This window comes from Bradyrhizobium sp. LB14.3 (genome assembly GCF_040547985.1).
Classification (GTDB): Bacteria; Pseudomonadota; Alphaproteobacteria; order Rhizobiales; family Xanthobacteraceae; genus Bradyrhizobium.
Genome location: NZ_JBEPQT010000001.1, coordinates 286,381 through 309,158 on the forward strand (window position 1 = coordinate 286,381; position 22,778 = coordinate 309,158).

General features: G+C 63.5%; 23 protein-coding genes. 14 read left to right on the forward strand and 9 right to left on the reverse strand.

Annotation, left to right across the window (positions count from 1 at the left end):
• Positions 1-6: 6 nt before the first annotated feature.
• The gene (locus tag ABIB00_RS01365) at positions 7-486 is read right to left on the reverse strand and encodes a DUF3775 domain-containing protein (protein ID WP_247344113.1); all 480 of its coding nucleotides are present in this window, start codon (positions 484-486) and stop codon (positions 7-9) included.
• Between the two features lie 138 nt (positions 487-624).
• Between ABIB00_RS01365 and ABIB00_RS01370 the strand changes: the two genes are divergently transcribed.
• From ABIB00_RS01370 to ABIB00_RS01400, 7 genes are all read left to right on the forward strand, one after another.
• On the forward strand, positions 625-1,473 hold the full coding sequence (locus ABIB00_RS01370) for an MBL fold metallo-hydrolase (RefSeq protein ID WP_354103120.1): 849 nt from the start codon (positions 625-627) through the stop codon (positions 1,471-1,473).
• Positions 1,474-1,691: 218 nt separating this feature from the next.
• Positions 1,692-2,534, forward strand: coding sequence for a fumarylacetoacetate hydrolase family protein (locus ABIB00_RS01375; RefSeq protein ID WP_247344120.1), 843 nt, complete (start codon positions 1,692-1,694; stop codon positions 2,532-2,534).
• A gap of 183 nt (positions 2,535-2,717) precedes the next feature.
• Complete coding sequence (locus tag ABIB00_RS01380) at positions 2,718-3,329, forward strand: glutathione S-transferase family protein (RefSeq protein ID WP_247344122.1); 612 nt, start codon at positions 2,718-2,720, stop codon at positions 3,327-3,329.
• Positions 3,330-3,344: 15 nt separating this feature from the next.
• Positions 3,345-4,214 carry an MBL fold metallo-hydrolase gene (locus tag ABIB00_RS01385; RefSeq protein ID WP_247344125.1) on the forward strand — a complete coding sequence of 290 codons (870 nt, stop codon included), beginning with the start codon at positions 3,345-3,347 and terminating at the stop codon, positions 4,212-4,214.
• A 25-nt stretch (positions 4,215-4,239) separates the two neighbouring features.
• Entirely contained in the window at positions 4,240-5,388 is a 1,149-nt protein-coding gene (locus ABIB00_RS01390; RefSeq protein ID WP_247344128.1) for an alpha/beta fold hydrolase, read from the forward strand.
• A gap of 67 nt (positions 5,389-5,455) precedes the next feature.
• On the forward strand, positions 5,456-6,427 hold the full coding sequence (mbfA, locus tag ABIB00_RS01395) for an iron exporter MbfA (RefSeq protein ID WP_247344133.1): 972 nt from the start codon (positions 5,456-5,458) through the stop codon (positions 6,425-6,427).
• A gap of 105 nt (positions 6,428-6,532) precedes the next feature.
• Positions 6,533-8,005, forward strand: a complete 1,473-nt coding sequence (locus ABIB00_RS01400) for an amidase (RefSeq protein WP_354103121.1) — start codon at positions 6,533-6,535, stop codon at positions 8,003-8,005.
• Positions 8,006-8,147: 142 nt separating this feature from the next.
• Here the strand turns inward: ABIB00_RS01400 and ABIB00_RS01405 are convergent, their stop codons facing one another.
• Complete coding sequence (locus ABIB00_RS01405; protein WP_247344137.1) at positions 8,148-8,630, reverse strand: CinA family protein; 483 nt, start codon at positions 8,628-8,630, stop codon at positions 8,148-8,150.
• 168 nt (positions 8,631-8,798) lie between these two features.
• Between ABIB00_RS01405 and ABIB00_RS01410 the strand changes: the two genes are divergently transcribed.
• From ABIB00_RS01410 to ABIB00_RS01420, 3 genes are read left to right on the forward strand one after another with little or no spacing between them, the layout of a single operon-like run.
• Complete coding sequence (locus tag ABIB00_RS01410) at positions 8,799-9,857, forward strand: amidohydrolase family protein (RefSeq protein ID WP_354103122.1); 1,059 nt, start codon at positions 8,799-8,801, stop codon at positions 9,855-9,857.
• 24 nt (positions 9,858-9,881) lie between these two features.
• Positions 9,882-10,991, forward strand: a complete 1,110-nt coding sequence (locus ABIB00_RS01415; RefSeq protein ID WP_354103123.1) for an amidohydrolase family protein — start codon at positions 9,882-9,884, stop codon at positions 10,989-10,991.
• Positions 10,991-11,404, forward strand: a complete 414-nt coding sequence (locus ABIB00_RS01420) for a Rieske (2Fe-2S) protein (protein ID WP_008541477.1) — start codon at positions 10,991-10,993, stop codon at positions 11,402-11,404. The genes ABIB00_RS01415 and ABIB00_RS01420 overlap by 1 nt, the downstream gene beginning before the upstream one ends.
• A 49-nt stretch (positions 11,405-11,453) precedes the next feature.
• On the opposite strand, the gene ABIB00_RS01425 is transcribed toward ABIB00_RS01420, so the two are convergent.
• Together ABIB00_RS01425 and ABIB00_RS01430 are read right to left on the reverse strand one after the other, a co-directional pair.
• Positions 11,454-12,800, reverse strand: coding sequence for an MFS transporter (locus tag ABIB00_RS01425; protein WP_354103124.1), 1,347 nt, complete (start codon positions 12,798-12,800; stop codon positions 11,454-11,456).
• A 140-nt stretch (positions 12,801-12,940) separates the two neighbouring features.
• Positions 12,941-13,840 carry a transcriptional regulator GcvA gene (locus ABIB00_RS01430; RefSeq protein WP_247344148.1) on the reverse strand — a complete coding sequence of 300 codons (900 nt, stop codon included), beginning with the start codon at positions 13,838-13,840 and terminating at the stop codon, positions 12,941-12,943.
• A 110-nt stretch (positions 13,841-13,950) separates the two neighbouring features.
• Between ABIB00_RS01430 and ABIB00_RS01435 the strand changes: the two genes are divergently transcribed.
• The gene (locus ABIB00_RS01435; RefSeq protein ID WP_247344151.1) at positions 13,951-14,154 is read left to right on the forward strand and encodes a DUF1127 domain-containing protein; all 204 of its coding nucleotides are present in this window, start codon (positions 13,951-13,953) and stop codon (positions 14,152-14,154) included.
• Between the two features lie 81 nt (positions 14,155-14,235).
• Positions 14,236-14,859 carry a GNAT family N-acetyltransferase gene (locus tag ABIB00_RS01440; RefSeq protein WP_354103125.1) on the forward strand — a complete coding sequence of 208 codons (624 nt, stop codon included), beginning with the start codon at positions 14,236-14,238 and terminating at the stop codon, positions 14,857-14,859.
• 228 nt (positions 14,860-15,087) lie between these two features.
• Here the strand turns inward: ABIB00_RS01440 and ABIB00_RS01445 are convergent, their stop codons facing one another.
• Both ABIB00_RS01445 and ABIB00_RS01450 read right to left on the reverse strand, forming a co-directional pair.
• A complete protein-coding gene (locus ABIB00_RS01445) occupies positions 15,088-15,918 on the reverse strand; it encodes an enoyl-CoA hydratase (RefSeq protein WP_354103126.1) in 831 nt (276 codons plus the stop codon).
• Between the two features lie 122 nt (positions 15,919-16,040).
• Entirely contained in the window at positions 16,041-16,742 is a 702-nt protein-coding gene (locus tag ABIB00_RS01450) for an SDR family NAD(P)-dependent oxidoreductase (protein ID WP_354103127.1), read from the reverse strand.
• A gap of 231 nt (positions 16,743-16,973) precedes the next feature.
• Between ABIB00_RS01450 and ABIB00_RS01455 the strand changes: the two genes are divergently transcribed.
• Both ABIB00_RS01455 and ABIB00_RS01460 read left to right on the forward strand, forming a co-directional pair.
• Positions 16,974-18,758, forward strand: a complete 1,785-nt coding sequence (locus ABIB00_RS01455; protein WP_354103128.1) for an acyl-CoA dehydrogenase family protein — start codon at positions 16,974-16,976, stop codon at positions 18,756-18,758.
• A 44-nt stretch (positions 18,759-18,802) separates the two neighbouring features.
• Entirely contained in the window at positions 18,803-19,891 is a 1,089-nt protein-coding gene (locus tag ABIB00_RS01460; RefSeq protein WP_007605188.1) for a Zn-dependent alcohol dehydrogenase, read from the forward strand.
• Positions 19,892-19,958: 67 nt separating this feature from the next.
• Here ABIB00_RS01460 and ABIB00_RS01465 read toward each other — a convergent pair whose 3' ends face one another.
• From ABIB00_RS01465 to ABIB00_RS01475, 3 genes are all read right to left on the reverse strand, one after another.
• A complete protein-coding gene (locus ABIB00_RS01465; protein ID WP_354103129.1) occupies positions 19,959-21,485 on the reverse strand; it encodes a putative hexosyltransferase in 1,527 nt (508 codons plus the stop codon).
• 213 nt (positions 21,486-21,698) lie between these two features.
• On the reverse strand, positions 21,699-21,974 hold the full coding sequence (locus tag ABIB00_RS01470) for a DUF1488 family protein (RefSeq protein ID WP_354103130.1): 276 nt from the start codon (positions 21,972-21,974) through the stop codon (positions 21,699-21,701).
• A 157-nt stretch (positions 21,975-22,131) separates the two neighbouring features.
• Complete coding sequence (locus ABIB00_RS01475; RefSeq protein WP_247448455.1) at positions 22,132-22,740, reverse strand: tetratricopeptide repeat protein; 609 nt, start codon at positions 22,738-22,740, stop codon at positions 22,132-22,134.
• Positions 22,741-22,778: the final 38 nt, after the last annotated feature.

The window sequence follows — 22,778 nt, forward strand, 5'->3', positions numbered from 1 at the left end:
CCAGGATCACCGCTGTTGCTTGGTGGGTTCGTCTTCGTCCCGCTGGCTCGAACTGGAGGAATCGGCGACTGGGGTTCCGTCGGTCCAGTCGATGCCGAATTCGTCGAGCCCGTCGGCAAGCAGATCGCCCAGCATCGGCTCACCGAGCAGATAATGCGCCGTTTCGCGCCGGGGGCTGTGATACTCGGCGCGCGCCTGCACGGCGCGTGCGCGCAAATCGTTCCATTCGTCGACCGTGCCGTCGCCGCGGCCGAGCCAGGTCAGCGTGACGAGATCGATCTGCTCGTCCTCGTTCAGGGCAACGATGAAACTTCCGAGTTCGTTGACGACCGGATCGGAGCCGTCATCCTCGAGGATGTCGACCGCATCGTCATCCGTCGCGTTCGAGCCGGAATCTGGATCGGAATTTCCTTCCTTGACGTCGAATTCGCGCGCCTTTTCGATGATGAAGGCGACCTTCTCGGCGGAGATTGCAAGCTCTGGCATGTCTGGCTCTGGCATGGCTGGCCCTTTGGCTTTCCCTGGGTTCCCGCGATAACGCCGCATCACGTCAGATGATCCATTGCGCCTGACGGCGAAACTGCGCATGTTCCGTGCCAAAGCAAGAACGTCGGGATGCGCCGGATGCAGTGGAAAGTCGGCAGGGTCAAAATCACCAAGGTCGTGGAATTGGAGACGGTCGGCTCGACCCGCTTCATTCTGCCCTTGGCGAGCAATGCAGAAATCCAGAAGCTGTCCTGGCTGATCCCGCATTTCGCCACTGAAGAAGGCCGGCTGAAAATGTCGATCCATTCGCTGGTGGTGGAGACGCCGACGCGCCGCATCGTGGTCGACACCGGCCTCGGCAACGACAAGCAGGGCCGCAACGTCCCGACCTGGAACCACCGCACCGCGCCATTCCTTGAGACGATGATTGCGGCGGGCTTTCCGCCCGAGAGCATCGACACCGTGCTGTGCACACATCTTCATGTCGATCACGTCGGGTGGAATACGAAACTGGTCGACGGCAAATGGATGCCGACCTTCCCCAAGGCGCGCTATGTCTTCGGCAAGACCGAATACGAGCATTGGCGCGATCACTCCACCGAGCCGGACAAGCAGGCCGTATTTGGCGATTCCGTGAAGCCGATCGTCGATGCCGGCCGGGCCGAGTTGATCCCGGGCGACCACCGGCTAAGCGACGAGATCAGCATGATCCCGACCCCGGGCCACAGCCCCGGGCATATGAGCATTTTGATCCAGTCGGACGGTGAGCAAGGACTGTTGACGGGTGACGTCGCCCATCATCCGTGCCAGATGGCGCATCTCGGCTGGTCCTCGACCGCGGATTCCGATCAGGGCCAATCGGCGGTGACGCGCCGCGAATTGTTCGGCCGCTTTGCCGATACCCCGACGCTGGTGATCGGCGGGCATTTTTCGGCCGGGCACATCAAGCGGGATGGGGACGCGTTCGGGTTCGACGCGCTGGGATGAGGAAGTTGCTCCTCATGGTGAGGAGCGCGGAACGCGCGTCTCGAACCATGAAGGCCCGGCTCTCGCCCTCGGCCATCCTTCGAGACGCCCACCTTTTGGCGGGCCCTCAGGATGAGGGGGAGCAATGCGGCAACGGGCGTCAGTCGGCGGTTGAATTTCCCGCCGCCCTGTTCCATGAAGCTGTTCAACCGATCGGTCCATTCCAGGGAGAAACGAGAATGAAACTTGTTCGTTATGGCGAGAAGGGTGCGGAAAAGCCCGGCCTGATCGACAAATCCGGCCAGTTGCGCGACCTGTCGGCGCATGTGAAAGACCTGACCGGCGAGGCCTATTCGCCCGACAGCCTGAAGAAGCTGTCGGCGCTCGATCCCGCCTCGCTGCCCGCCGTCTCCGGCAAGCCGCGGTTCGGCGCGCCTGTTACCGGCATCTCGAAATTCGTGGCGATCGGCCTCAACTACAGCGATCATGCCAAAGAGACCGGCGCTGAGATCCCGAGCGAGCCGATCATTTTCATGAAGGCGAACACCTCGCTGTCCGGCCCGAACGACGCGGTCGAGAAGCCGCGCGGCTCGACCAAGCTTGACTGGGAGGTCGAGATCGCCGCGATCATCGGCACTCGCGCAAAATACGTCTCGGAAGCCGATGCGCTCAACCACGTCGCCGGCTACTGCGTCTGCAACGACGTCTCCGAGCGCGCCTTCCAGATCGAGCGCCTGGGCCAGTGGACCAAGGGCAAGTCGCACGACACGTTCGGCCCGGTCGGCCCGTGGCTCGCCACCAAGGACGAGATCAAGGACGTGCAGAACCTGTCGATGTGGCTCGACGTCAACGGCCAGCGCCGCCAGTCCGGCTCGACCAAGACCATGATCTTCTCGATGGCCAAGTGCATCTCCTATGTCTCGCAGTTCATGACGCTGCTGCCCGGCGACATCATCACCACGGGCACCCCGCCCGGCGTCGGCTTGGGCATGAAGCCGCCGACCTTCCTCAACGTCGGCGACGTCATCACGCTCGGCATCGAGGGCCTCGGCGAGCAGCGCCAGGAGATCGTCGCGGCGTAAAGGCTCCGTCCTCATCCTGAGGAGCGCGCACAGCGCGCGTCTCGAAGGATGGACACAAACACAGTCGCCCGACGTTCGCGCCGGGTGACGAGAGAGCGCCTCCCTCGCCCATCCTTCGAGACACGCGCCAAACGGCGCGCTCCTCAGGATGAGGTTTGTATGTCTGGATAGCGGTTATTTCCCATGAAGCTCACCTTCTCTCCCGCCTCGCCCTTTGCCCGCAAGGTGCGCATTGCCGCGATCGAGCTCGGGCTGATCGACAAGATCGAGTTCACGCCGGCAGCCGTCGCGCCGGGCACGCCCAACGAGGACTACTCGCGGATCACGCCGCTGAAGAAGCTGCCGGTGCTGATCACCAACGACGGCGATGTCATTTTGGACTCCTACGTCATCGTCGAATATCTCAACGAGATGGTCGGCGGCAGCCTGATCCCCGACTACGGTCCGCGGCGCTGGCAGGCCAAGACCAATCATTCCCTGCTCAACGGCATGCTCGATTCCATGCTGCTGTGCCGCTACGAGAAGATGGTGCGGCCGCAGGGCCTGCAATGGCAGGCTTGGTCGGACGACCATTGGAATCGGGCCTGGACCGGCATGGCGCGCTTCGAGAAGATGCCTGATGTCCTGAACGGCCCGTTCGACATCTCGCAGATCGGCCTCGTCTGCGTGCTCGGCTATGCCGACTTCCGCTTCGCCGATTGCGGCTGGCGCAAGGCCTATCCGAAGCTCGACGCTTTCCATCAGAAGGTGCTGGAACGGCCCTCCGTGAAGACCTCGGTGCCGCCGGCGGCTTAAATCTCGGGAATCCTCATGAGCCTCAAATACTCGGTCGGCGATCTCACCATCCATCGCGTCGTCGAGCAGGAGACGACCTTCCTGCCGGCGCTAGACCTCATGCCCGGTCTCACGCCGGAGGTGCTGTCCGAGAATCGCGCATGGATGCGTCAGGCAAATGCGTTGGACGAACAGGATACGCTGATCCTCTGCTTTCAGTCCTATGTCATCAAGACGCCGCATCACACCATTCTGGTCGACAGCTGCATCGGCAACGACAAGCCCCGGCCGCAGCGGCCGAAATGGAACATCAAGACGGACGACACCTATCTGCGCGGACTCGCCGGCGCCGGCTTTTCCGTTGACGACATCGACTTCGTGATGTGCACGCATCTGCATGTCGATCACGTCGGCTGGAACACGCGGCTCGAGAACGGCCGCTGGGTGCCGACCTTCCCGAAGGCGCGCTACGTGTTCGCCAGGCAGGAGTTCGACTACTGGACTGAACAGAATGCGAAGGGGCCGGTGCCGCCCTTCGTGGATAGTGTATTGCCGGTGGTGGAGGCCAAGCGGCACGAGATCGTCGGCAATGATCACCAGATCGGCGACCACGTCCGCATCCTGCCGACGCCGGGCCACACGCCCGGCCATGTCGCGTTCACCTTCGGTCGCGGCAAGGACGACGCGGTGTTCAGCGGCGATCTCATGCATTCGCCGATCCAGACGCTCTATCCGGAGATGTCGGTGAAATTCGACGTCGATCAGACGCAGGCGGCAACGACGCGCCGCAGCTTCCTGGAACGCTATTGCGACACAGACACGCTGTGCTGCACCGCGCATTTCCCGTCGCCGTCGGTGGGCAAGATCCGGCGCAAGGGCAACGGGTTCGTCTGCGCGGCGGTGTAGCGATTCCACCGAGTGGAGAGACACGATGACAGCGCTCCCCGATATTCCCCTGCCCGCCGGCATCCGCTCACGCTATGTCGACGACATCAACGGCCTGCGCATGCATGTGCTGGAGGCAGGCTTCGAGACCAAGGGGCGGCCTTGCATCCTGCTGCTGCACGGCTTTCCCGAGCTTGCCTTCTCCTGGCGCAAGGTGATGCCGGCGCTTGGCTCGGCGGGCTATCACGTGATCGCCCCGGACCAGCGCGGCTACGGCCGGACGACGGGGTGGAGCGCGGAGTACGATAGCGATCTCGCGCCCTTTTCGCTCTTCAACCTGGTGCGTGACGCGCTGGGGCTGGTGTCGGCGTTCGGCTACAGGCAGGTCGACGTGATCGGACATGATTTCGGCAGCCCGGTCGCTGCGTGGTGCGCCCTGATGCGGCCCGACGTGTTTCGTTCGGTGGCGATGATGAGTGCGCCGTTCGGCGGAGCGCCGCCGCTGCCGTTCGACACGATCGACACGCCGGCAAAGCCACCGGTCGAAGATCCCGTGCATCGCGAGCTCGCCGCGCTGCCGCGTCCGCGCAAGCATTATCAATGGTACTATGCGACGCGCGCGGCGAATGCCGACATGCACCGCGCGCCGCAGGGCGTGCATGATGTTCTGCGCGCCTATTATCATCACAAAAGCGCGGACTGGACCGGCAACAAGCCGTATCCGCTGAAATCCTGGTCGGCGAACGAGCTGGCGAAGCTGCCGACCTATTATGTGATGGACCTGAACGAGACCATGGCCGAGACGGTGGCGAAGGAGATGCCCTCGCCGGCTACGATCGCTGCCAATCAATGGCTGCCCGACCGCGAGCTCGCCTACTACAGCGCCGAATATGGCCGCACCGGATTCCAGGGCGGCCTGCAATGGTATCGCTGTGGCACATCTGGCGCATTCAACAGCCAGCTGCAATTGTTGGCCGGCCGCAGCATCGACGTCCCCTCCTGCTTCATCTCGGGCAAGCAGGATTGGGGCACCTATCAGCGTCCCGGCGTGTTTGAAGCGATGCAGGCGCGGACTTGCACGAAGCTGCTCGGCTGCCACCTCGTCGATGGCGCCGGACATTGGGTGCAACAGGAGCAGCCTGCCGAGGTGAGCCGTCTGCTGCTCGATTTCCTGGCGAAGAGCCGCCCGGCCTGATTTGACCCGGGAACCCTGACGCCTTATATAGTTTAGAATAATTCTAAACTATCGAGACAGGGCTACCGTGAAGACCTTTGCCGATCTGACCGAACGCGAGGTGCTCGCGGTCGCGATTTCCTCCGAGGAGGAAGACAGCCGCATCTACATGACCTTCGCCGAGGATCTCAGGGAGCGCTATCCGGACACGGCCAAGATATTCGAGGAGATGGCCGAGGAGGAACGCGGCCACCGGCGTCGTCTGCTCAAACTCTACGAAGAGCGCTTCGGTCAGCATCTGCCGCCAATCCGCCGCGAGGACGTCAAAGGCTTTTTGCGCCGGCGCCCGATCTGGCTGACCAAGAACCTGACGCTCGACACGATCCGCAAAGAGGTCGAGACGATGGAGTTCGAAGCCGAGCGCTTCTACGCGCGCGCCGCCGAGCAGGCCGAGGATGTCGGCGTGCGCCGCCTGCTCGGCGACCTCGCCGAGGAGGAGAAGCATCACGAGAATCGCGCCGCCGCGCTCACCGACGAGATCCTCAAGCCGGACGTGCGCGCCGAGGAGGATCGCACGCGGCGGCGGACGTTCGTCTTGCAATATGTGCAGCCCGGCCTCGCCGGCCTGATGGACGGATCGGTCTCGACGCTGGCGCCGCTGTTCGCGGCGGCCTTCGCCACGCATCAGAACTGGCAAACGTTTCTGGTGGGCCTCGCGGCTTCGATCGGCGCCGGCATCAGCATGGGATTCGCCGAAGCGCTGTCCGACGACGGATCGCTCTCGGGGCGCGGCTCGCCATGGCTGCGCGGCATCACCTGCGGCGCGATGACGACGCTCGGCGGCCTCGGCCACACCCTGCCTTATCTCGTCCCGGACAGCTGGCCGAACGCATTCTGGATCGCGACGGGAATCGCCGGCGTCGTCGTGTTCTTCGAATTGTGGGCGATCGCCTTTATCCGCTCACGCTACATGGACACGCCGTTCCTCCAGGCCGTGTTCCAGATCGTGCTCGGCGGCGCCATCGTGCTGGCGGTGGGCGTATTGATCGGAGCGGCGTAGGCTCCTCACGCTCTGTAGCGGCATATCAATCACCGTCAAACAGCCGTTGCAGCATTCGGCCAAACTGCGCATCATCCCTCCGGCAATAAGAGCAGGAGAAGCGCCGTGGCCAAGTCGGATTGGAGTTTCAAGAGTGCGGTCGAGCTGTCGGCCGCATTGACCGCGAAGAAGGTCTCGTCGGTCGAGCTCACGCAGGATGCGATCGACCGCATCGAACGCCACGACGGCAAGGTCAATGCGATCTGCGTCCGGGATTTTGATCGCGCGCTTGGCGCCGCGCGCGAGGCGGACGCCGCATTGGCGCGCGGCGAGCGGAAGCCGCTGCTTGGCCTCCCCATCACGGTGAAGGAATCCTACAACGTCGCCGGCCTGCCCACGACCTGGGGCTGGACGCCGCAGAAGGATTTCAAGCCGACGGAGGACGCGCTGTCGATCACCCGGGTGAAGAACGCTGGCGGCGTTATCCTCGGCAAGACCAACGTTCCCGTTGGGCTCGGGGATTGGCAGAGCTACAACGATATCTACGGCACGACGAACAATCCGTTCGATCTCGGCCGCACGCCCGGTGGCTCGTCGGGCGGCTCGTCTGCGGCGCTCGCGGCAGGCTACGGACCGCTCTCGCTCGGGTCCGACATCGGCGGCTCGCTGCGCGTGCCCGCCTTCCATTGCGGGGTCTATGCGCACAAGCCGACCTACAATCTCTGTCCGACGCGTGGCCACACGCCGCCGCCGTTTCCAGCGATCCCGATGGAGCGCGATATGGCGGTGATCGGTCCGATGGCGCGGAGCGCAGCCGATCTGCCCCTGCTCCTCGACGTGATGGCAGGCCCCGATCCGCTGGACCTGGGCATCGGATACAAGCTCGCGCTGCCGGAGGCGCGACACGACGCGCTAAAGGATTTCCGCGTGCTGGTGATCGACAGCCACCCGTTGCTGCCTGCGAATGCCGACATCCGCAGCGCGATCGAGAAGCTGGCGGAACAATTGGCGGGCGCAGGTGCGAGCATCACCCGCGAAAGCCCGCTGTTTCCCGACTTCACGGAGTCCTCTCGCCTCTACATGCGCATGCTGATGGGCTTTCTGGGCGCCTTCCTTCCGCCGGACATTCTCGCCGGCGCGCGTGCCGGGGCAGCGCAGCTCTCACCAGAAGACAAAGGCCTGTCTGCCGAGCGGCTGCGTGGCATGACCAGCACACATCAGGCCTGGGTGTTCGACGAGGGCGCTCGCGCCGGCCTGCGCGCGCAATGGCGGCATTTGTTCAGGACATTCGATACGGTGATCTGCCCGATCATGCCTACCCCCGCTTACCCGCATGATCATTCGCCGCAGCAGGAGGCGCGCCGGATCAACATCGACGGCAAGGACTTTGCCTATCCGGACCAGCTCGCCTGGCCCGGCATCGCCACACTGACGGGCCTGCCTGCAACGGCTATTCCGCTCGGTCTGTCGAAGGACGGCCTACCGGTCGGCGTTCAAATCATCGGGCCATTCCTCGAGGACCGCACGCCGCTGAAGCTCGCCGCGCTGATCGAACGCGAGTTCGGCGGGTTCGTGCCGCCGAAGAGGTTTGATGATTAAGTGCTCGTCATTGCGAGCGAAGCGAAGCAATCCAGAAATCCATCCGCGGAGGGACACTGGATTGCTTCGTCGCAAGAGCTCCTCGCAATGACGGTGCAGAACAGCTGCCAGATTCCGGCTCGATGCTTCGCGCGCCCGGAGGTCACCGGTCCAAGTTCTTCAACAGCAAATTCAACGCTGTCGCCGCGAACGTCTGCATGTTGGCGAAGCGGTCGTTGCTGCCTGTCTCCAGCGTCATCACCTCTGCGGCGGGACCGGCAACCGCCATGCAGCTGTGGCCTGCCGCATCGCCGTAGCGGTTGCCGGTGGGACCGGCGGCGCCGGTCTCGGACAGGCCCCAGTCGCAGTTGAAGCGGCCGCGCATCTGCTCGGCCAACAGTTGCGCGTAGGGCTCCGACGAGGAGCGAAAGCCCTTCATTCCTCCGTCCGAAATATCCATCAGCACGCGCCTGGCGTCGCGGGTGTAGACCACGGCGCCGCCGAGGAAGTAGGCGGACGCGCCGGGCATCGCGAGCAGGCTGGCCGCGATCAGGCCGCCGGTGGAGGATTCGGCCACGGCAATGGTCTGTTTGCGCGCGATCAGTTTCGCCGCGACCTGTTCCGCAATACAGACGAGCTCTTTCATGTCCTGCACCTCTGATCCTCGCAACCGAGCTGTGCCTTCCTAGCATATGACAGCGCCATTGGCCGAGTTGCGGACGACGGGCAGGCCTGCTTGAATGGCAGGCGCAAGACGGCGCGGCTAAGCGCTGCGCAAGCGGAACGTCAAGAGGAAACGTAAAAGGGAGACGTCATGGCGTCCCTGATCGCCGGCGGGGTGGATTGCGATGTGCATCCGGCCGTGCCGCATCTGACCAGCCTGCTGCCGTACCTGAATGACTATTGGCGCGATCAGGTGACGACGCGCGGCATGGTCGATCTCATCTCGCAGTCCTATCCGCAGAACTCGCCGATCACGGCGCGGCCCGACTGGCGCCCTGAAAGCGGCAAGCCGGGCGAGAGCCTGGCGGACATGCAGCGCCATGTGCTCGATCCCTTCCAGCTCTCGCACGCCATCTGCAATCCGCTTTATGGCGTGCAGATGGTGTTTTCGGAGGATCTGCAGGCCGCCTTCTGCCGCGCGCTGAACGAGTGGCTCGCGAAAGAATGGCTCGATCGCGATCCGCGGCTGCGCGGCTCGATCGTGATCCCCACGCAAAGCATCGAGAAGGCCGTCGCCGAGGTCGAGCGCTGCGCGCAGGACCGCCGCTTCGTGCAGGTGCTGATGCTGGTGATGGGCGACACGCCCCTCGGCAAGCGCGCGCTGTGGCCGATCTACGAGGCGGCGGAACGGCTGGAGCTGCCGATCGGCGTGCATGCCGGTTCCGCCTATCACAATCCGCCGACGGCTGTGGGGTGGGGTTCCTATCACATCGAGGACTATGTCGGTCAGGCCCAGGCGTTCCAGACCCAGCTCACCAGCCTGATCGTCGAGGGCGTGTTCGCCAGATATCCGCGCTTGAAGATGGTGATGCTGGAATCCGGCGTCTCCTGGATCTCCCCCTTTCTCTGGCGCCTTCACAAGTTCTGGCGCGGCGTGCGGATGGAGACGCCGTGGGTCGATCGCGCGCCGCTGGACATTGTGCGCAGCAACATCCGCTTCTCGTTACAGCCGTTCGATGCGCCGCCGGATGAGGCGACATTAATTCGCCTGTTTGATCATATGCAGTCGGATGAATTGGTTCTATTCTCCACCGACTACCCGCACTGGCAGTTCGACGGCCAGGACGCGCTGCCCGAAGGTCTAACCCCCGATCTCGTGCGCAAGATCATGATCAACAATCCGCATGCAACCTATCCCCGCCTGACCTAGCCCGCTGCCAAAGGAGGCAAGGCGATGAATATTCAGTTCCGCGAAAGCTCCGAAGCCGCTTCCCCACTGACCGTCAAAACCGCGATCGCGGACTGCGACATCCATCCGGCACGCGCGACCCGCGCCGAGCTCTATCCCTATCTCGCCAAACGCTGGCAGCATCATCTCGAAGTCTACGGCGTCCATGCCTATCAGGGCATGATGGAGGGCCCGCCCTATCCGAAGGCTCAGCCCAACGCCTCGCGCCGCGACGCCTATCCGCCGGAAGGCGGGCCGCAGGGCTCTTCGCTCTCCTTCATGCAGAAGCAGTTGCTCGATCCCAACAACGTGCAGCTCGGCGTGCTCAATCCGCTCAACACCGGACAGGGCATCCGCAATCACGAGCTCTCGGCGGCGCTGTGCTCGGCGATCAACGACTGGCAGATCGACAAATGGACCAGCAAGGACAAGCGGCTGAAGGCGTCCATCGTCGTCGGCAATGAGGACGGGCCGTCGGCCGCGGCCGAAATCCGCGAGCGCGCCGGCGACAAGAATTTCGTGCAGGTGCTCTTGCTCAGCCGCAATGTCGAGCCACTCGGACAGCGCCGCTACTGGCCGATCTATCAGGCCGCGGAAGAGGCCGGCCTTCCCGTCGGCGTCCACGCCTTCGGCTTCGGCGGCAACCCGATCACGCCGTCGGGCTGGCCGAGCTACTACATCGAGGAGATGGTCGGCCACTCGCAGTGCCAGCAATCGGCGCTTGCGAGCCTAGTGCTGGAGGGCGTGTTCGAGCGCTTCCCGAAATTGAAGATGGTGATGATCGAAGCCGGCTTCGGCTGGGCGCCGTCACTGGCGTGGCGGCTCGACAAGGTCTGGCAGCGGCTCAGGAGCGAGGTGCCGCACGTCAAACGGCCGCCGTCGGAATATATCCGCGAGCAGGTGTGGTACACGACGCAGCCGATGGAGGATCCGGAGCGGCGCGAGGATCTGTTCGACGTCATCAGGTGGATCGGCTGGGACCGTCTGCTGTTCGCGACCGACTACCCGCATTGGGACTATGACGAGCCGTCGCGCGTCTTGCCGGCGGGCGTCGGCGAGGCCGATCGCGAGGCGTTCTATCTGGGCAATGCGAAGAAGCTGTACGGCATTTCTTGATGGCAAGACACGTCATCGCCGCGGTGGATGAACTGCCGCCCGGCACGCGAAAATTTCTGGAGATCGACGGGCGGCCGATCGCGGTCTTCAACATCAAGGGCGAATATTTCGGCCTGATGAACCGCTGCCCCCATCAGGGCGCGGCGCTGTGCGAGGGACCGCTGATCGGGCTCGCGCAATCCAGTGACCCCGGCGAGATCGAGTATACCAAACTCGGCGAGATCATCCGCTGCCCCTGGCACGGCTGGGAGTTCGACATCCGCACCGGCCAGTCCTACTGCGACCCCCGCCGCTTCCGCGTGAAGGCCTATCCGGCCCATGTCGAGCCGGGTGCGAGCGTGGTCAAGGGGCCGTATGTCGCCGAGACGATCCCGGTAAAGGTCGAGAGCGATTACGTGGTGGTGGAGTTGTAAGCTCCCGCCGTCGGTCCGGGGCGCCCTAAGGGCGGCCCCGGAATGACATTCAGTGTCCGGCAACCGGCTCCGCCACCGCATCATACGTCGGCACCGTCTTGCCGCCGCCGCGATAAACGACGAGCGCGGCGATGATGCCGAGCGCCGCTCCGAACATGAGCCAGTACGCCGGCGAAGCCTTGTCGCCATTGGTCATGCTGATCAGTTTGGTCGCGACAATGGGGGTGGACGTGCCGAAGATGCCTGCAGCCATCGCGAAAGCGATCGAGAAACAGGTGGTACGGACATGTGCCGGGACGATCTCGACCAGACATCCCAGCATCGTGCCGCTGTAAACGCCAAAGTAGAACGAGAACATCATCTGCACGGCCAGCAGCTTTCCGAGAGTGGGCTCTGCCGCAAGCCAGGACAGCGCCGGGTAAGCGGTGACCAGCGATAGGCCTGCGATCGTCAGCAGCACCGGCTTGCGGCCGATGCGGTCGGATACCGCGCCGCCGACCGGATTCCAGATGAAGTTGGTCACCGCAACGAAAAGGGTCACGAGCAATGTCCCCGTGGGCGAAAGGTTGAGCTGCTTGCCAAAGCCGGGGGCATACACCGTGATGAAATAGAAGGTCGTCGTGGTCAGGACCGCGATCATCATGCCGAGGATGACAATGCGCCAGTTCGCGAGCGCCGAAGCGAACACCTCGCTTGCGGTCGGATGTCTCTTCATGGCCAGGAAGGCCGGCGTTTCCTCAAGCGAGCGCCGCAACATGAAAATGACGGGGATGATGATGCAGCCGATAAGGAACGGGATGCGCCACTTCGCGATTCCTCCGAGGGAGTCCAAGAACGTGTCGCTGGGCATGACTTCCCTCAGGACAAAGCCGATGACCGCAGCCACAAAGATCGCGACCTGCTGACTGGAAGATTGGAACGAGGTGTAAAAGCCGCGATTGCCGGGCGTCGCGATCTCGGAAAGATAAACAGAGACGCCGCCCAGCTCCACGCCGGCGGAGAACCCCTGTATCAACCGGCCAATCAGGACGATAACCGGGGCGGCAACGCCGATCGCGGCGTAGGACGGGCAGAAGGCGATCACCACGGTACCGAGCGCCATCAGCGCGAGCGTGACGATCAGCCCCTGGCGACGGCCGATGCGGTCGATATAGGCACCTAGCACGATCGCGCCGACCGGACGCATCAGAGCACCGAGCCAAAACACGCCGTAGGCATTGAGTAGCGCCGCGGTCTCGTCCGCGGCGGGGAAAAACGCCTTTGCGATATCTTGCGCATAGAAGCCGAACAGGAAGAAGTCGAACTGCTCGAGGAAATTGCCGCTCGTTGCACGCAGGATTGCGCCGATGCGCGACTTGATCTCGGGCGGATTGGTTGATGCTGCTGGTCCAGCCATGGCGTCACTCCCCTGGAAGACGTAGCCGGACCGGAACTCACTTCACGGCAGGCGACGGATAGTTGCTGCGACAATCTGCCCTACCCCTCTCGCGCTGGCCGCGGCGCGTCAACTCAATTCGCCGGCGAAGCCGATGATTTTCAGGCTATATTTTGCGTTGCAGCAATCATCCATTCGCGGAATGCGGCGAGCTTCGGGGCCTCGCGGCGGCCCTCCGGCGCGACCAGGTAGAAACCGGCGTCGGCCGGCAGCGCGATCTTGAAGGGAACGACGAGCCGGCCCTTGGCGATGTCGTCCCGGACGTAGGAGGTCCGCCCCATCGCCACGCCGATGCCGTCGATCGCGGCCTGGATGGTCATGAAGATCATGTCGAAGGTGATGCCGGGCTGCCTGGCGATGTCGGCCGGCAGACCCGCCGCCGTCAACCACAGCCGCCAGTCGTCGCTGTTGGCGTTGGAGGTGTGCAGCAGCATGTGGCTCTTGAGGTCCTCCGGAGAGCGCAGCGGCTTGCCCCCGTGCAACAAAGATGGGCTGCACACCGGAAACAGCTCGTCCGCCATCAGCCAGTCGGCGCGCAAGCCCGGCCACTGGCCGCGCCCGTAGCGGATCGCGGCGTCGACATTGTCGCGCTGAAAATCGACCAGGCTGGTCGAGGTGGTGATGCGGACGTCGATGCCGGGATGGTGCTCCTGGAAATCAGTCAGCCGCGGCAGCAGCCATTTTGCGGCCAGCGAGGCCAGCGTCGAAACGGTCAGCACCTTGTCGTCGTCCTTGCGCAGCAGCCGATCGGTGGCAAGGCGGAGGTCGTTGAAGGCGGCACGGACGCCGGGCAGATAGTCGCGCGCCTCCGGCGTCAGCGCCAGCGCGCGGTTCTGCCGGACGAACAGGCGGATGCCGAGCTCCTCCTCCAGCCTGCGGATCTGATGGCTGATCGCAGTCTGGGTCACATTCAGCTCGGAAGCGGCCAGCGTGAAACTGAGATGGCGCGCGGCGGCCTCAAAGGCCCGCAATCCGTTCAGGGAAGGCAATCTGGCAGTCATCTGGCAGCAGGATACATGACGTTATTTCATGCGAAAGAGTACAAATTGTCGTTTGTCGCAGCGCAGTAGGAAGCAGATATAAGCGGTCAACTTAGCTCCAGGAGCTGAAAATGTCTACTTTGACCCAGAATTCGATGACAAATCATCATGCGCCCGGCCTGATCCACCAGATCGGCGAGACACTTCACGTCTGGCACGAGCGCTACCGAACCCGGCGTGAGCTGACCAACTGGTCCGCGCGTGACCTCCAGGACGTCGGGCTGTCCTGGAGCGATGTGGCCTTCGAGGCCGATAAACCCTTCTGGCGGGCCTGATTGGCCGCCAGGCCGGCGCCGCCTGATCACAGGGGCGCCGGCGGTCCCTTCTCCCTTGAGGTCCCCTTGTGGGCATGTGTCATGAGCACCCTCCGCCTGGAAGATTTGAAGCAATATTCGGACTCGCTGCGCACCCGGCACGGTGAGCCGGTGAACGTTCGCTTCGTCGAGCCGCGCGACACCGACGAGCTCCAGCATTATATCCGCTCGCTCTCGACCCGCTCCCGCTACAACCGCTTCTTCGGCGGGATCAGCGAGTTGCCGAAAGGCCTGCTTCACGACTTCCTTCAGGTCGGCGAGCGCGATCGTTTTACGGTGGTCGCGACCATGATGGTCGACGGCTTCGAGACCATCGTCGCCGAAGTGCGCTACGCGCTGCATGCCGAAACCGCGACGGTTGAATTCGGCCTGTCGGTCGACGATCACTGGCAGGGCCACGGCATCGCCACCGTGCTCATGAAGAATCTCGAGTGCCGCGCGGCTGCGCTCGGTGCCGAGCGCATGCTCGGCGACACGCTCCGCTCCAACGAGGCCATGATTTCGCTCGCGCGCAAATCCGGCTTTGCCTTCGTCAATCATCCTGATGACTGGAAACTCGTCCGCTTCGACAAGGAGATCAGCGTCGCACCAAAGGACATTCCCTGCGCGAGCTGGCGCCTCGTCGCCCTTTCCCGTCGGGCCGAAAGCCCCTCAGCCTCGGCCTGACACCACTCGAGCCCGGCCTGGCGAAAACCAGAGCCGGGCATTTTTTTATCCCATTCATAAACCGTCATCCTGAGGCGCTCGTTCTGCGGTCTTCCGCAGAACGGGCCTCGAAGGATGGACGGCCCGGCTGGTTTTTATTTTCGCCGCGGCAACAGCGGGGCCGTCGCCCTTCGAGGCCTCCGCTTCGCTCCGGCACCTCAGGGTGACGGTCAACCACTTTCGGAAGCCCTACTTCCCCCTGAACACCGCCTTGCGCTTTTCGATAAACGCCTGCACCGCCTCCTTGTGATCGGCGGTCGTGGTCAGGCGGATCAGCCGTTCAGCCTCATGATCGCGCGCGGTTTCGAAGTCGAATTGCAGGGCCTCGTCGAGATTGTCCTTCATGTAGCGCAGCGCGAGGCGCGGGCCTTCGGCGAGGGATTTCGCCAGTGCGAAGGCCTCTGCCTGCAATTGGTTGTCGGGCACCACGCGGTTGACGAGGCCGATCGCCTCACAACGCGCTGCGTCCACGCGATCGCCGGTGAACAGCAACTCGCGCGCCCGCGCGGTGCCGACGAGCCGCGTCAACAGCCACGCGATCCCGTAATCGCCGCTCAGCGCGATGCGGGCATAGCCGGTGGCCACGAAGGCCGATTGCGCGGCGATGCGGATGTCGCAGGCCATGGCGATGGCCAGCCCCGCGCCGACCGCCGGACCGGGGAGCGCCGCGATGGTCGGCTTGCGCACCGACACCAGCGCGCCGGTGAGCAGCCGCTGCCGCTCCTGGAGATCGGCGACGCGGTCTTCCAGCGACACCTCCAGCTTCTTCGGGTCGCGATGCGCGCCCATGCCCTTGACGTTGCCGCCGGCGCAAAAAGCTTCGCCGGCGCCGGTGAGCAGCAGCGCGCCGACATCGGGATTCTCGCCGCAGCTGCGGATCATCGTGCGCAGCGCCGGGGTCAGCGCGTCCGACAGCGAGTTGCGCGCCTCGGGCCTGTTCAGCGTGATCAATGCGACGCGATCACGGATCACGCAGAGGAGTTCATTGGTGCCGGTGTCGATGGTGGTTTCCGTGGTCATGTCGCTCCCTCTCCTTCGTCATTGCGAGGAGCGAAGCGACGAAGCAATCCAGCCTTTTCCGCGGAGGCATTCTGGATTGCTTCGCTTCGCTCGCAATGACGGTCGTTGTGACGTTATCGCCTTCAAAACTTCTCCACCCAGGGCCGCAACTCGAGCTCCCAGCTCCAGGCGCTGCGCGGCTGCTGCAACACGTTCCAGTAGCTCTCCGCGATGGCATCGGGATCGAGCATCGAACCCGGCTTGTCTTCGGGCTCCGTGCGCGCCGCGCTGCGGATGCCGCCGTCGATGACAAAATGCGCGATGTGGATGCCTTGCGGCGACAGTTCGCGTGCCATGCTCTGCGCGAGGCCGCGCAGCGCGAACTTGCCCATCGCGAACGGGGCCGACTGCGCATAGCCCTTGACGCTTGCCGAAGCGCCGGTGAACAGGATCGCGCCGTGCTTGCTCGGCAGCATGCGTTTTGCCGCCTGCTGCGCCACCAGGAAGCCGCCATAGGCGCTGACCGCGATCGCCTGCGCCACGTCGGCCGGAACGAGATCGACGAACGGCCCGCGCGCGCGACCGCTGGCGTTGTAGACGACCACGTCGGGCATGCCGATCTCGCGTTCGACGAGGCCAAACAAGCGCTCGACCTCCTCGGGCTCGGTGGCGTTGCAGGCATAGGCCTTGGCGCCGGTCTCGCTGCAGAGCGCGCCAAGTTTCTCGATTTTTCGCGCGGCCAGCGCGACGCGGATGCCCTGGGCAGACAATAGCCGCGCCAGCGAGGCGCTCAGGCCTTCGCCGGCGCCGACGATGAGGGCGATCTTGTATTTCGGGTGTTCCATGGCGTGATCTCTCGCAGACGGGAAGCCGCTGATCTATGCACGGTCCGTGCGGACAACCAGCCGGGACGATCACAATTCCGCAGAGCGAATTGCTCCCTCACGGCGATCATGCCTCCCTGACGATTTGCGGCTTTCTCCGCTTTCGCGACTGGAGCATGATCGACATCATCTCAAGCGGCAAGCGCCAAATCGGCGTAAGATGTCCGTAAGGCGGAAACGAAGAGGACGATCATGCACAAGCCGGCCCCCGCGCAGGCAAAACAGGTCGCGGCCGCACCATCCGGACTGCTGGCTCCCGATACCACTGGCATGAATTTCTACCGCGCCGATCAGGCGCTGACGGATCTCTTGCGCATCCATCTGCCGGAGACGCTATTCCGTCACATCGAACCGCATCTCGATCGCCTGGGCGAATTGGCCGGCGGCCATCTCGACGACTGCGCGCGGCTCGCCGACCGGCACACGCCGGTGCTGCACCAGCGCGACAAGTTCGGCCGCGACGTGCAGCGGATCGAATACCACCCGGCCTATCGCGAGTTGGAGAACGCGGCCTTCGGCGAGTTCGGCATCCACGCGCTCTCGATCCGCAAGGGCATCATGGGCTGGCCGGACAAATATCCGGTCGTAGCGAAACACGCTTTCACTTTCCTGTTCAACCAGACCGAATTCGGCATGGGCTGCCCGATCAACGTCACCGACGGCTGCGCGAAATTGCTGGCGAATTTCGGCAGCGAGGCGTTGAAGGCGAAATATCTCGACGGCCTGACCCAGACCGACATGAGCAAGCTGACCCAAGGCGGCCAGTTCATGACCGAGAAGGAAGGCGGCTCCGATGTCGGCACGCTGACGACGACGGCCGTGCAGGAGGGTGACCATTGGCGCCTCACCGGAGAGAAATGGTTCTGCTCGAACGCCGACGCTAAAATCGTGATGCTGCTGGCGCGCCCCGAAGGCGCCGGGCCCGGCACGCGCGGCGTCGGCCTGTTCCTGATGCCGCGCTTCCTCGACGACGGCTCGCAGAACCACTACCGGATCGTGCGTCTTAAGGACAAGCTCGGCACGCGCTCGATGGCGTCAGGCGAGATCAAGCTCGAAGGCGCGATCGCCTATGCGGTCGGCAAGCTCGACCGCGGCTTCGTGCAGATGGCCGAGATGGTGAATTCGTCGCGGCTTTCCAACGGCGTGAAATCCACGGCGCTGATGCGCCGTGCCTATCACGACGCGATGACGGTGGCGAAGAACCGTATGGTGTTCGGCAACCGCATCATCGACCTGCCGCTGGGCCGGCGCCAGATGCTGAAGATCATGCTGCCGGTCGAGCAAGCACTGTCGATGAGCTTTCTCACCGCGGACGCGCTCGACCGCGCCGAGGCCGGCAGCCAGGATGCCGCTGCGCTGCTTCGCATCCTGACCCCGACACTGAAATTCCGCGCCACGCGTGATGCGCGAAAGGTCTGCGGCGATGCCCTCGAGATGCGCGGCGGCATCGGCTACATCGAGGAATTCGCGACCGCGCGGTTGCTGCGCGACGCGCATCTCGGCTCGGTCTGGGAAGGCACCGGCAACATCGTCGCGATTGATGCGCTGAGGCGCGCGGTCGGACGCCACGGCGCGGAATCTGCGCTCGCCGCCGATCTGCACGCCCGGCTCGATGACAGCCCCTCGGTGCCGCAGGCCTGGCGCGACCGGCTGCATATTCTCACCGATCGCGCAGTCGGCTTCGCGCGCGAGGTCGCGGGCAAGGCCGACAACGAGGCCGATGCGCGCCGCGCCACCAGCCTGCTCTATCATGTCGCCAGTGCCGTCGCGCTCACCTGGGAGGCGCACCGCATTCACGACATGCGCGGCGATGCGCGAAGGCTGCTGATGTCGCGGCTGGTGATCGATCACCGGGTATCGCCGAGCGATCCGTTCCGGCTGACGGAAAATGCCGTGCAGCAGAAGATCGCCACGCTGCTGCTCGGCGATCGCGCAGCTGATATGAGCGAGGTTGGCGAACTGGTTCTGGCAGCGTAGGCTGCACCCGCGTTCAAAGCAAAAAAAGCGATAGGGAGTGCTCGATGAAGGCCGCCGTCCTCCATGAAGTCAACAAACCCCTGGTCATCGAGGATGTCAGCCTGCCGAAGCCCGGCCCGCGCGAGGTCCTGATCCGGACGTCGGTGGCGGGTCTCTGCCACTCCGATCTGCACTTCATGGAGGGGCTCTATCCGCATCCGCTGCCCGCGGTGCTCGGGCACGAGTCCGCCGGTGTCGTCGAGCAGGTCGGCTCCGACGTGACTTATGTAAAGCCCGGCGATCACGTCGTCACCTGTTTGTCGGTGTTCTGCGGCACCTGCGACAATTGCACCACGGGCCGCACGGTGCTCTGCACCGACACCACGGTGAAATTGCTGCCGGGTGCCTCCAATCGGATGCAGTGGGCCCGCTCGGAGAAGCTGCATCAGTTCCTCAATCTTTCCTCCTTCGCCGAGCAGATGCTGGTGCACGAGAACGCGATCGTCAAAATCCGCAAGGAGATGCCGCTCGATCTCGCCGCGCTGATCGGCTGCGGCGTCATCACCGGCTATGGCGCGGTCGTGAACACGGCGAAGGTGACGGCCGGCGAGACCGTGGCCGTGATCGGCTGCGGCGGTGTCGGCATGGCTGCGATCAACGGCGCACAGATCGCGGGCGCCGGCCGCATCATTGCCATCGACACCAATCCGGCCAAACTCCAGCTCGCGACCAAGCTGGGCGCCACCGACATCATCAACCCTGCCGACGGCGACGTCGTGAAGCAGGTGCGCGATCTCACCAATGGCGGCGTGCATCATTCCTTCGAGGTGCTCGGCCGCAAGGAAACCGCCGAGCAGGCTTTCGGCATGCTCGCCTCGGGTGGCACGGCCACCATCGTCGGCATGATTCCGTTCGGCCAGAAGATCGAGCTGCACGGCTTCGACTTCCTGCGCGAGCGCAGGATCCAGGGCTCCTCGATGGGCTCGAACCACTTTCGCGTCGACATGCCGCGGCTGGTGGATTTCTACCTGCGCGGACGGCTGCATCTGGAAGACTGGATCTCGGCCAAGCTGAAGCTCTCCGAGATCAACGAAGGCTTTGCCAACATGAAAGCCGGCAAGACGCTGCGCAGTGTGATCATATTCGACAGCTGATTGCTGGCGCTCCCGTGTTGCTCCGAAACAGCTGTCAGCCCCCGGCTTGACCGGACGAGAGTTGAAGTCAAGGCAACCGGTCCGGGCTGTCGGCCGAGCTGCGACGCGACTCTTTCAGGAGCAGCAGCGTCATGACCGTGGCGAGACTAGCGGTGAGCAGGTACACGGGGGACACGTTCCAACTGGCACCCTCGAAGACCAGATTGGAGAGCAATCCCGCAATCGACACGATGAAGCCGAGCCAGGCAAACCTCGGAAAGCGAAATCCACGTTCGCCGCGCCAAAGATCAAGCACGAGGTAGAACACGAGAACGGTGTTGCAGAGTGCCGCCGGCAGCAGGCCCAGGACGATCCCGCTTTCGAACGCGAGATAGGATAACACGCCGTCGACTTGAGCAATCGCCGCGAAGGGCAAATAGCGCGGATTGAGGCAGGCGAGCGCGATGGACGCTAGTTCGAACGCGTAGAAGTAGCGCTCGTGCATCTTCGGGAGGAGATACGGCATGAGCATGAGCGATACACATGCGGCGAGCAGAATAAACTCCGGCCCCGCTTGCTTGGAGCGGGCGATGAAGATCGACAACGCGAGCCCGCTCGCCGCTGCGAGCGCCAGACCGGCCGCGACTCCGATCGCGTACGGCGTTGCCCCAGCCAACACCCAGATGTTCGCTGCATTCATGGTGAGACGGTGAAAAGTGTTGGCCTGGTCTAGATAGACCTCGAACACGGAGGCCAAGGATCTGCCGGCGACGAGAACCGGAATGGCGAGGACCACATAGATCCCGGGAATAGTGGCGAGCCACGCCACGTGTATCTTGCGGCGCAAAATCATGCCGAGCACGAAGGGCCCCAGGAATACGGCCTGGGCCTTCACCGAAAAGGCCAACGCAAATGGCACGACGCCATTTCGGTCCCGCATGAACAGCGCCACGGAAACCAGCGTGAAGAAGGTCCAGATCGAATCAGTCTGCCCCCATACTGCCCCGTTGAAGATCACCGTCGGTGCAAGCCAAACGGCACAGAAGCCCAGGGACGCGCGCAATGGCACCTTTGTAGCTTGCCAGACGATCTGGGCCACAGCGATCGCGCAGCCAAACTCGAATACTGCCGAGATCATCTTCAGGAGGGAAAGTGGCTCGCCTAGCCAATCAAATCGAGCAGCAATCAACAGGAGGTAGCTGAAAAACGGGGTATAGTTGGTAAAAGCTTCGGCCAGCCCACCAACGCCGTGATCTCGAGCAAAGACATACCAGGGGATCACATACCGAATGGTGTCGTCGGTCGCGTGCTCCCGGGCGAGGTAGCGGAGCACAAGGCCCACAAATCCGCACCCGATCGCAATGGCGATTGCAAGCCGCCAACTCTTTGGCAGCGTCTTGTCCGGATTGACGTAGCGACCGGACTCGCGGCTCGCGTCGTTTCCAACAATCTCTTTTGTCACGGGATCACTCGTGCGGGATTTGTGCGCGACCATCGGCGCCCTCTGGCGGCCGCCATGAAATCGGGAACCGTTGGATACCGGAGTTCCGGACGTGGTCGGCTTTCCTTTGCGCTCGTCAAACACAGAGGCACTCCAAGCTTCGGGCGCGTCCATAGTGACTTCTTCAAGGTCGAAGCAAGCCTCTGGGCTCCAGGTTCGTGACCTAACCTGTACGAGTAACCAATTCATGGCTGGATAATGTCTGGCTTTGCATGTCTTAGGATTGCTGCGAAAAGATTGTTTGGTTAGCGAATGCTTTAGAGAAACCAAGCGCGACGAATTGCAGCTATCAAGCTTGGGGGCATGACGGCGGAGGCTGGAGTGGCATTACCGCTGCAGATGTCGCGTAAAAATCCGCACGACATGGCCCCTGACCCTCGGCGCCTCGTCGTAGAGGTCTGACGCGAGCCGCTCGATGGTCTCGCGCAGCGACATGAACTGCGCCTGCCGCGCGCTGCTTTCGGTACCCTGCGTGCCCGCAAGCTCGTCCATCGCGGCGTCGCTGATCTGGCACTGCACGACCTCGCCGTCGTTCAGCATGGTGAAGAGAAAGGCCAGCCGTTCGAGATCATGGCCAATGATCTTGTCGCGCATGAGTGGCATCAAGTCGTCCCGGTCGAGCCCCCGCGCCGGACAATGCTGAAAATCTGACGCCTTGTCACCATGCGTGGGGTGCGTTAGCCGAAGGCGCAGCCCACTCCTTGTCCCGAGCCGTCGTCGGAATTGGCGGGTCGCGCTTCGCTAGCCCGGCCCTACGGTCTCAATAAACGAGAGCCGTGCCAGTAGGTTTGTCCAGCGCAATCGCCAGAGACTTGTACTCTTCGCAATCGCGGCCGCAGATCGTGGCGATACGACTTAGGTGATACATCGCCTGCTCGCGGTTGCCCTGCTCGAGTTGCCAGAGCCCATAATACTGCCAGGTCAGCACGTGATTCGGATCGGCCTTCAGCGCGCGCTCGTACCATATCTGCGACTGCTTGTAGTCGCCGAGCTTGCGATAGGAGTAGCCGATGAGGTTGGCGACGTTCGGATGATCGTCATGGTCCAACGCTTTCAACTGCTCGATCGCAGCTGCGTAGTCGTTGCGCTCGTAGATCGTGTCATAGGCCACACGGTAGCCGGCCGCGAATGCGGGGTCACCGATGCGCGACTGGTTGTTCGGCTTCTTGCCTTTCTGGGTTGCCTTGGGGTTGGAACGTTTCGGGTAGGCTGGCTGCGCTTTCTGGTCCGAATAGGCGCCCGCATAGGGATCGGTGGAACTGGCGCCACCACCGCCGCCACCACCGCCTCCCGCGGCCAGCCCTGGCGAAGCGAACAACGTCGCTGCGAGCATTCCCGGCACGACAAATTTGATCATCGCTGTGATCATTGCTGCCTCCTGTTTCTGACAACGCAACCCAGACGACG

Coding starts and splice junctions, on each gene's coding strand:
- ABIB00_RS01365 (WP_247344113.1), bottom strand. CDS start 486: ATGCCAGAGCTTGCAATCTCCGCCGAGAAGGTCGCCTTCATCATCGAA.
- ABIB00_RS01370 (WP_354103120.1), top strand. CDS start 625: ATGCAGTGGAAAGTCGGCAGGGTCAAAATCACCAAGGTCGTGGAATTG.
- ABIB00_RS01375 (WP_247344120.1), top strand. CDS start 1,692: ATGAAACTTGTTCGTTATGGCGAGAAGGGTGCGGAAAAGCCCGGCCTG.
- ABIB00_RS01380 (WP_247344122.1), top strand. CDS start 2,718: ATGAAGCTCACCTTCTCTCCCGCCTCGCCCTTTGCCCGCAAGGTGCGC.
- ABIB00_RS01385 (WP_247344125.1), top strand. CDS start 3,345: ATGAGCCTCAAATACTCGGTCGGCGATCTCACCATCCATCGCGTCGTC.
- ABIB00_RS01390 (WP_247344128.1), top strand. CDS start 4,240: ATGACAGCGCTCCCCGATATTCCCCTGCCCGCCGGCATCCGCTCACGC.
- ABIB00_RS01405 (WP_247344137.1), bottom strand. CDS start 8,630: ATGAAAGAGCTCGTCTGTATTGCGGAACAGGTCGCGGCGAAACTGATC.
- ABIB00_RS01410 (WP_354103122.1), top strand. CDS start 8,799: ATGGCGTCCCTGATCGCCGGCGGGGTGGATTGCGATGTGCATCCGGCC.
- ABIB00_RS01415 (WP_354103123.1), top strand. CDS start 9,882: ATGAATATTCAGTTCCGCGAAAGCTCCGAAGCCGCTTCCCCACTGACC.
- ABIB00_RS01420 (WP_008541477.1), top strand. CDS start 10,991: ATGGCAAGACACGTCATCGCCGCGGTGGATGAACTGCCGCCCGGCACG.
- ABIB00_RS01425 (WP_354103124.1), bottom strand. CDS start 12,800: ATGGCTGGACCAGCAGCATCAACCAATCCGCCCGAGATCAAGTCGCGC.
- ABIB00_RS01430 (WP_247344148.1), bottom strand. CDS start 13,840: ATGACTGCCAGATTGCCTTCCCTGAACGGATTGCGGGCCTTTGAGGCC.
- ABIB00_RS01435 (WP_247344151.1), top strand. CDS start 13,951: ATGTCTACTTTGACCCAGAATTCGATGACAAATCATCATGCGCCCGGC.
- ABIB00_RS01440 (WP_354103125.1), top strand. CDS start 14,236: ATGAGCACCCTCCGCCTGGAAGATTTGAAGCAATATTCGGACTCGCTG.
- ABIB00_RS01445 (WP_354103126.1), bottom strand. CDS start 15,918: ATGACCACGGAAACCACCATCGACACCGGCACCAATGAACTCCTCTGC.
- ABIB00_RS01450 (WP_354103127.1), bottom strand. CDS start 16,742: ATGGAACACCCGAAATACAAGATCGCCCTCATCGTCGGCGCCGGCGAA.
- ABIB00_RS01455 (WP_354103128.1), top strand. CDS start 16,974: ATGCACAAGCCGGCCCCCGCGCAGGCAAAACAGGTCGCGGCCGCACCA.
- ABIB00_RS01460 (WP_007605188.1), top strand. CDS start 18,803: ATGAAGGCCGCCGTCCTCCATGAAGTCAACAAACCCCTGGTCATCGAG.
- ABIB00_RS01465 (WP_354103129.1), bottom strand. CDS start 21,485: ATGGACGCGCCCGAAGCTTGGAGTGCCTCTGTGTTTGACGAGCGCAAA.
- ABIB00_RS01470 (WP_354103130.1), bottom strand. CDS start 21,974: ATGCCACTCATGCGCGACAAGATCATTGGCCATGATCTCGAACGGCTG.
- ABIB00_RS01475 (WP_247448455.1), bottom strand. CDS start 22,740: ATGATCACAGCGATGATCAAATTTGTCGTGCCGGGAATGCTCGCAGCG.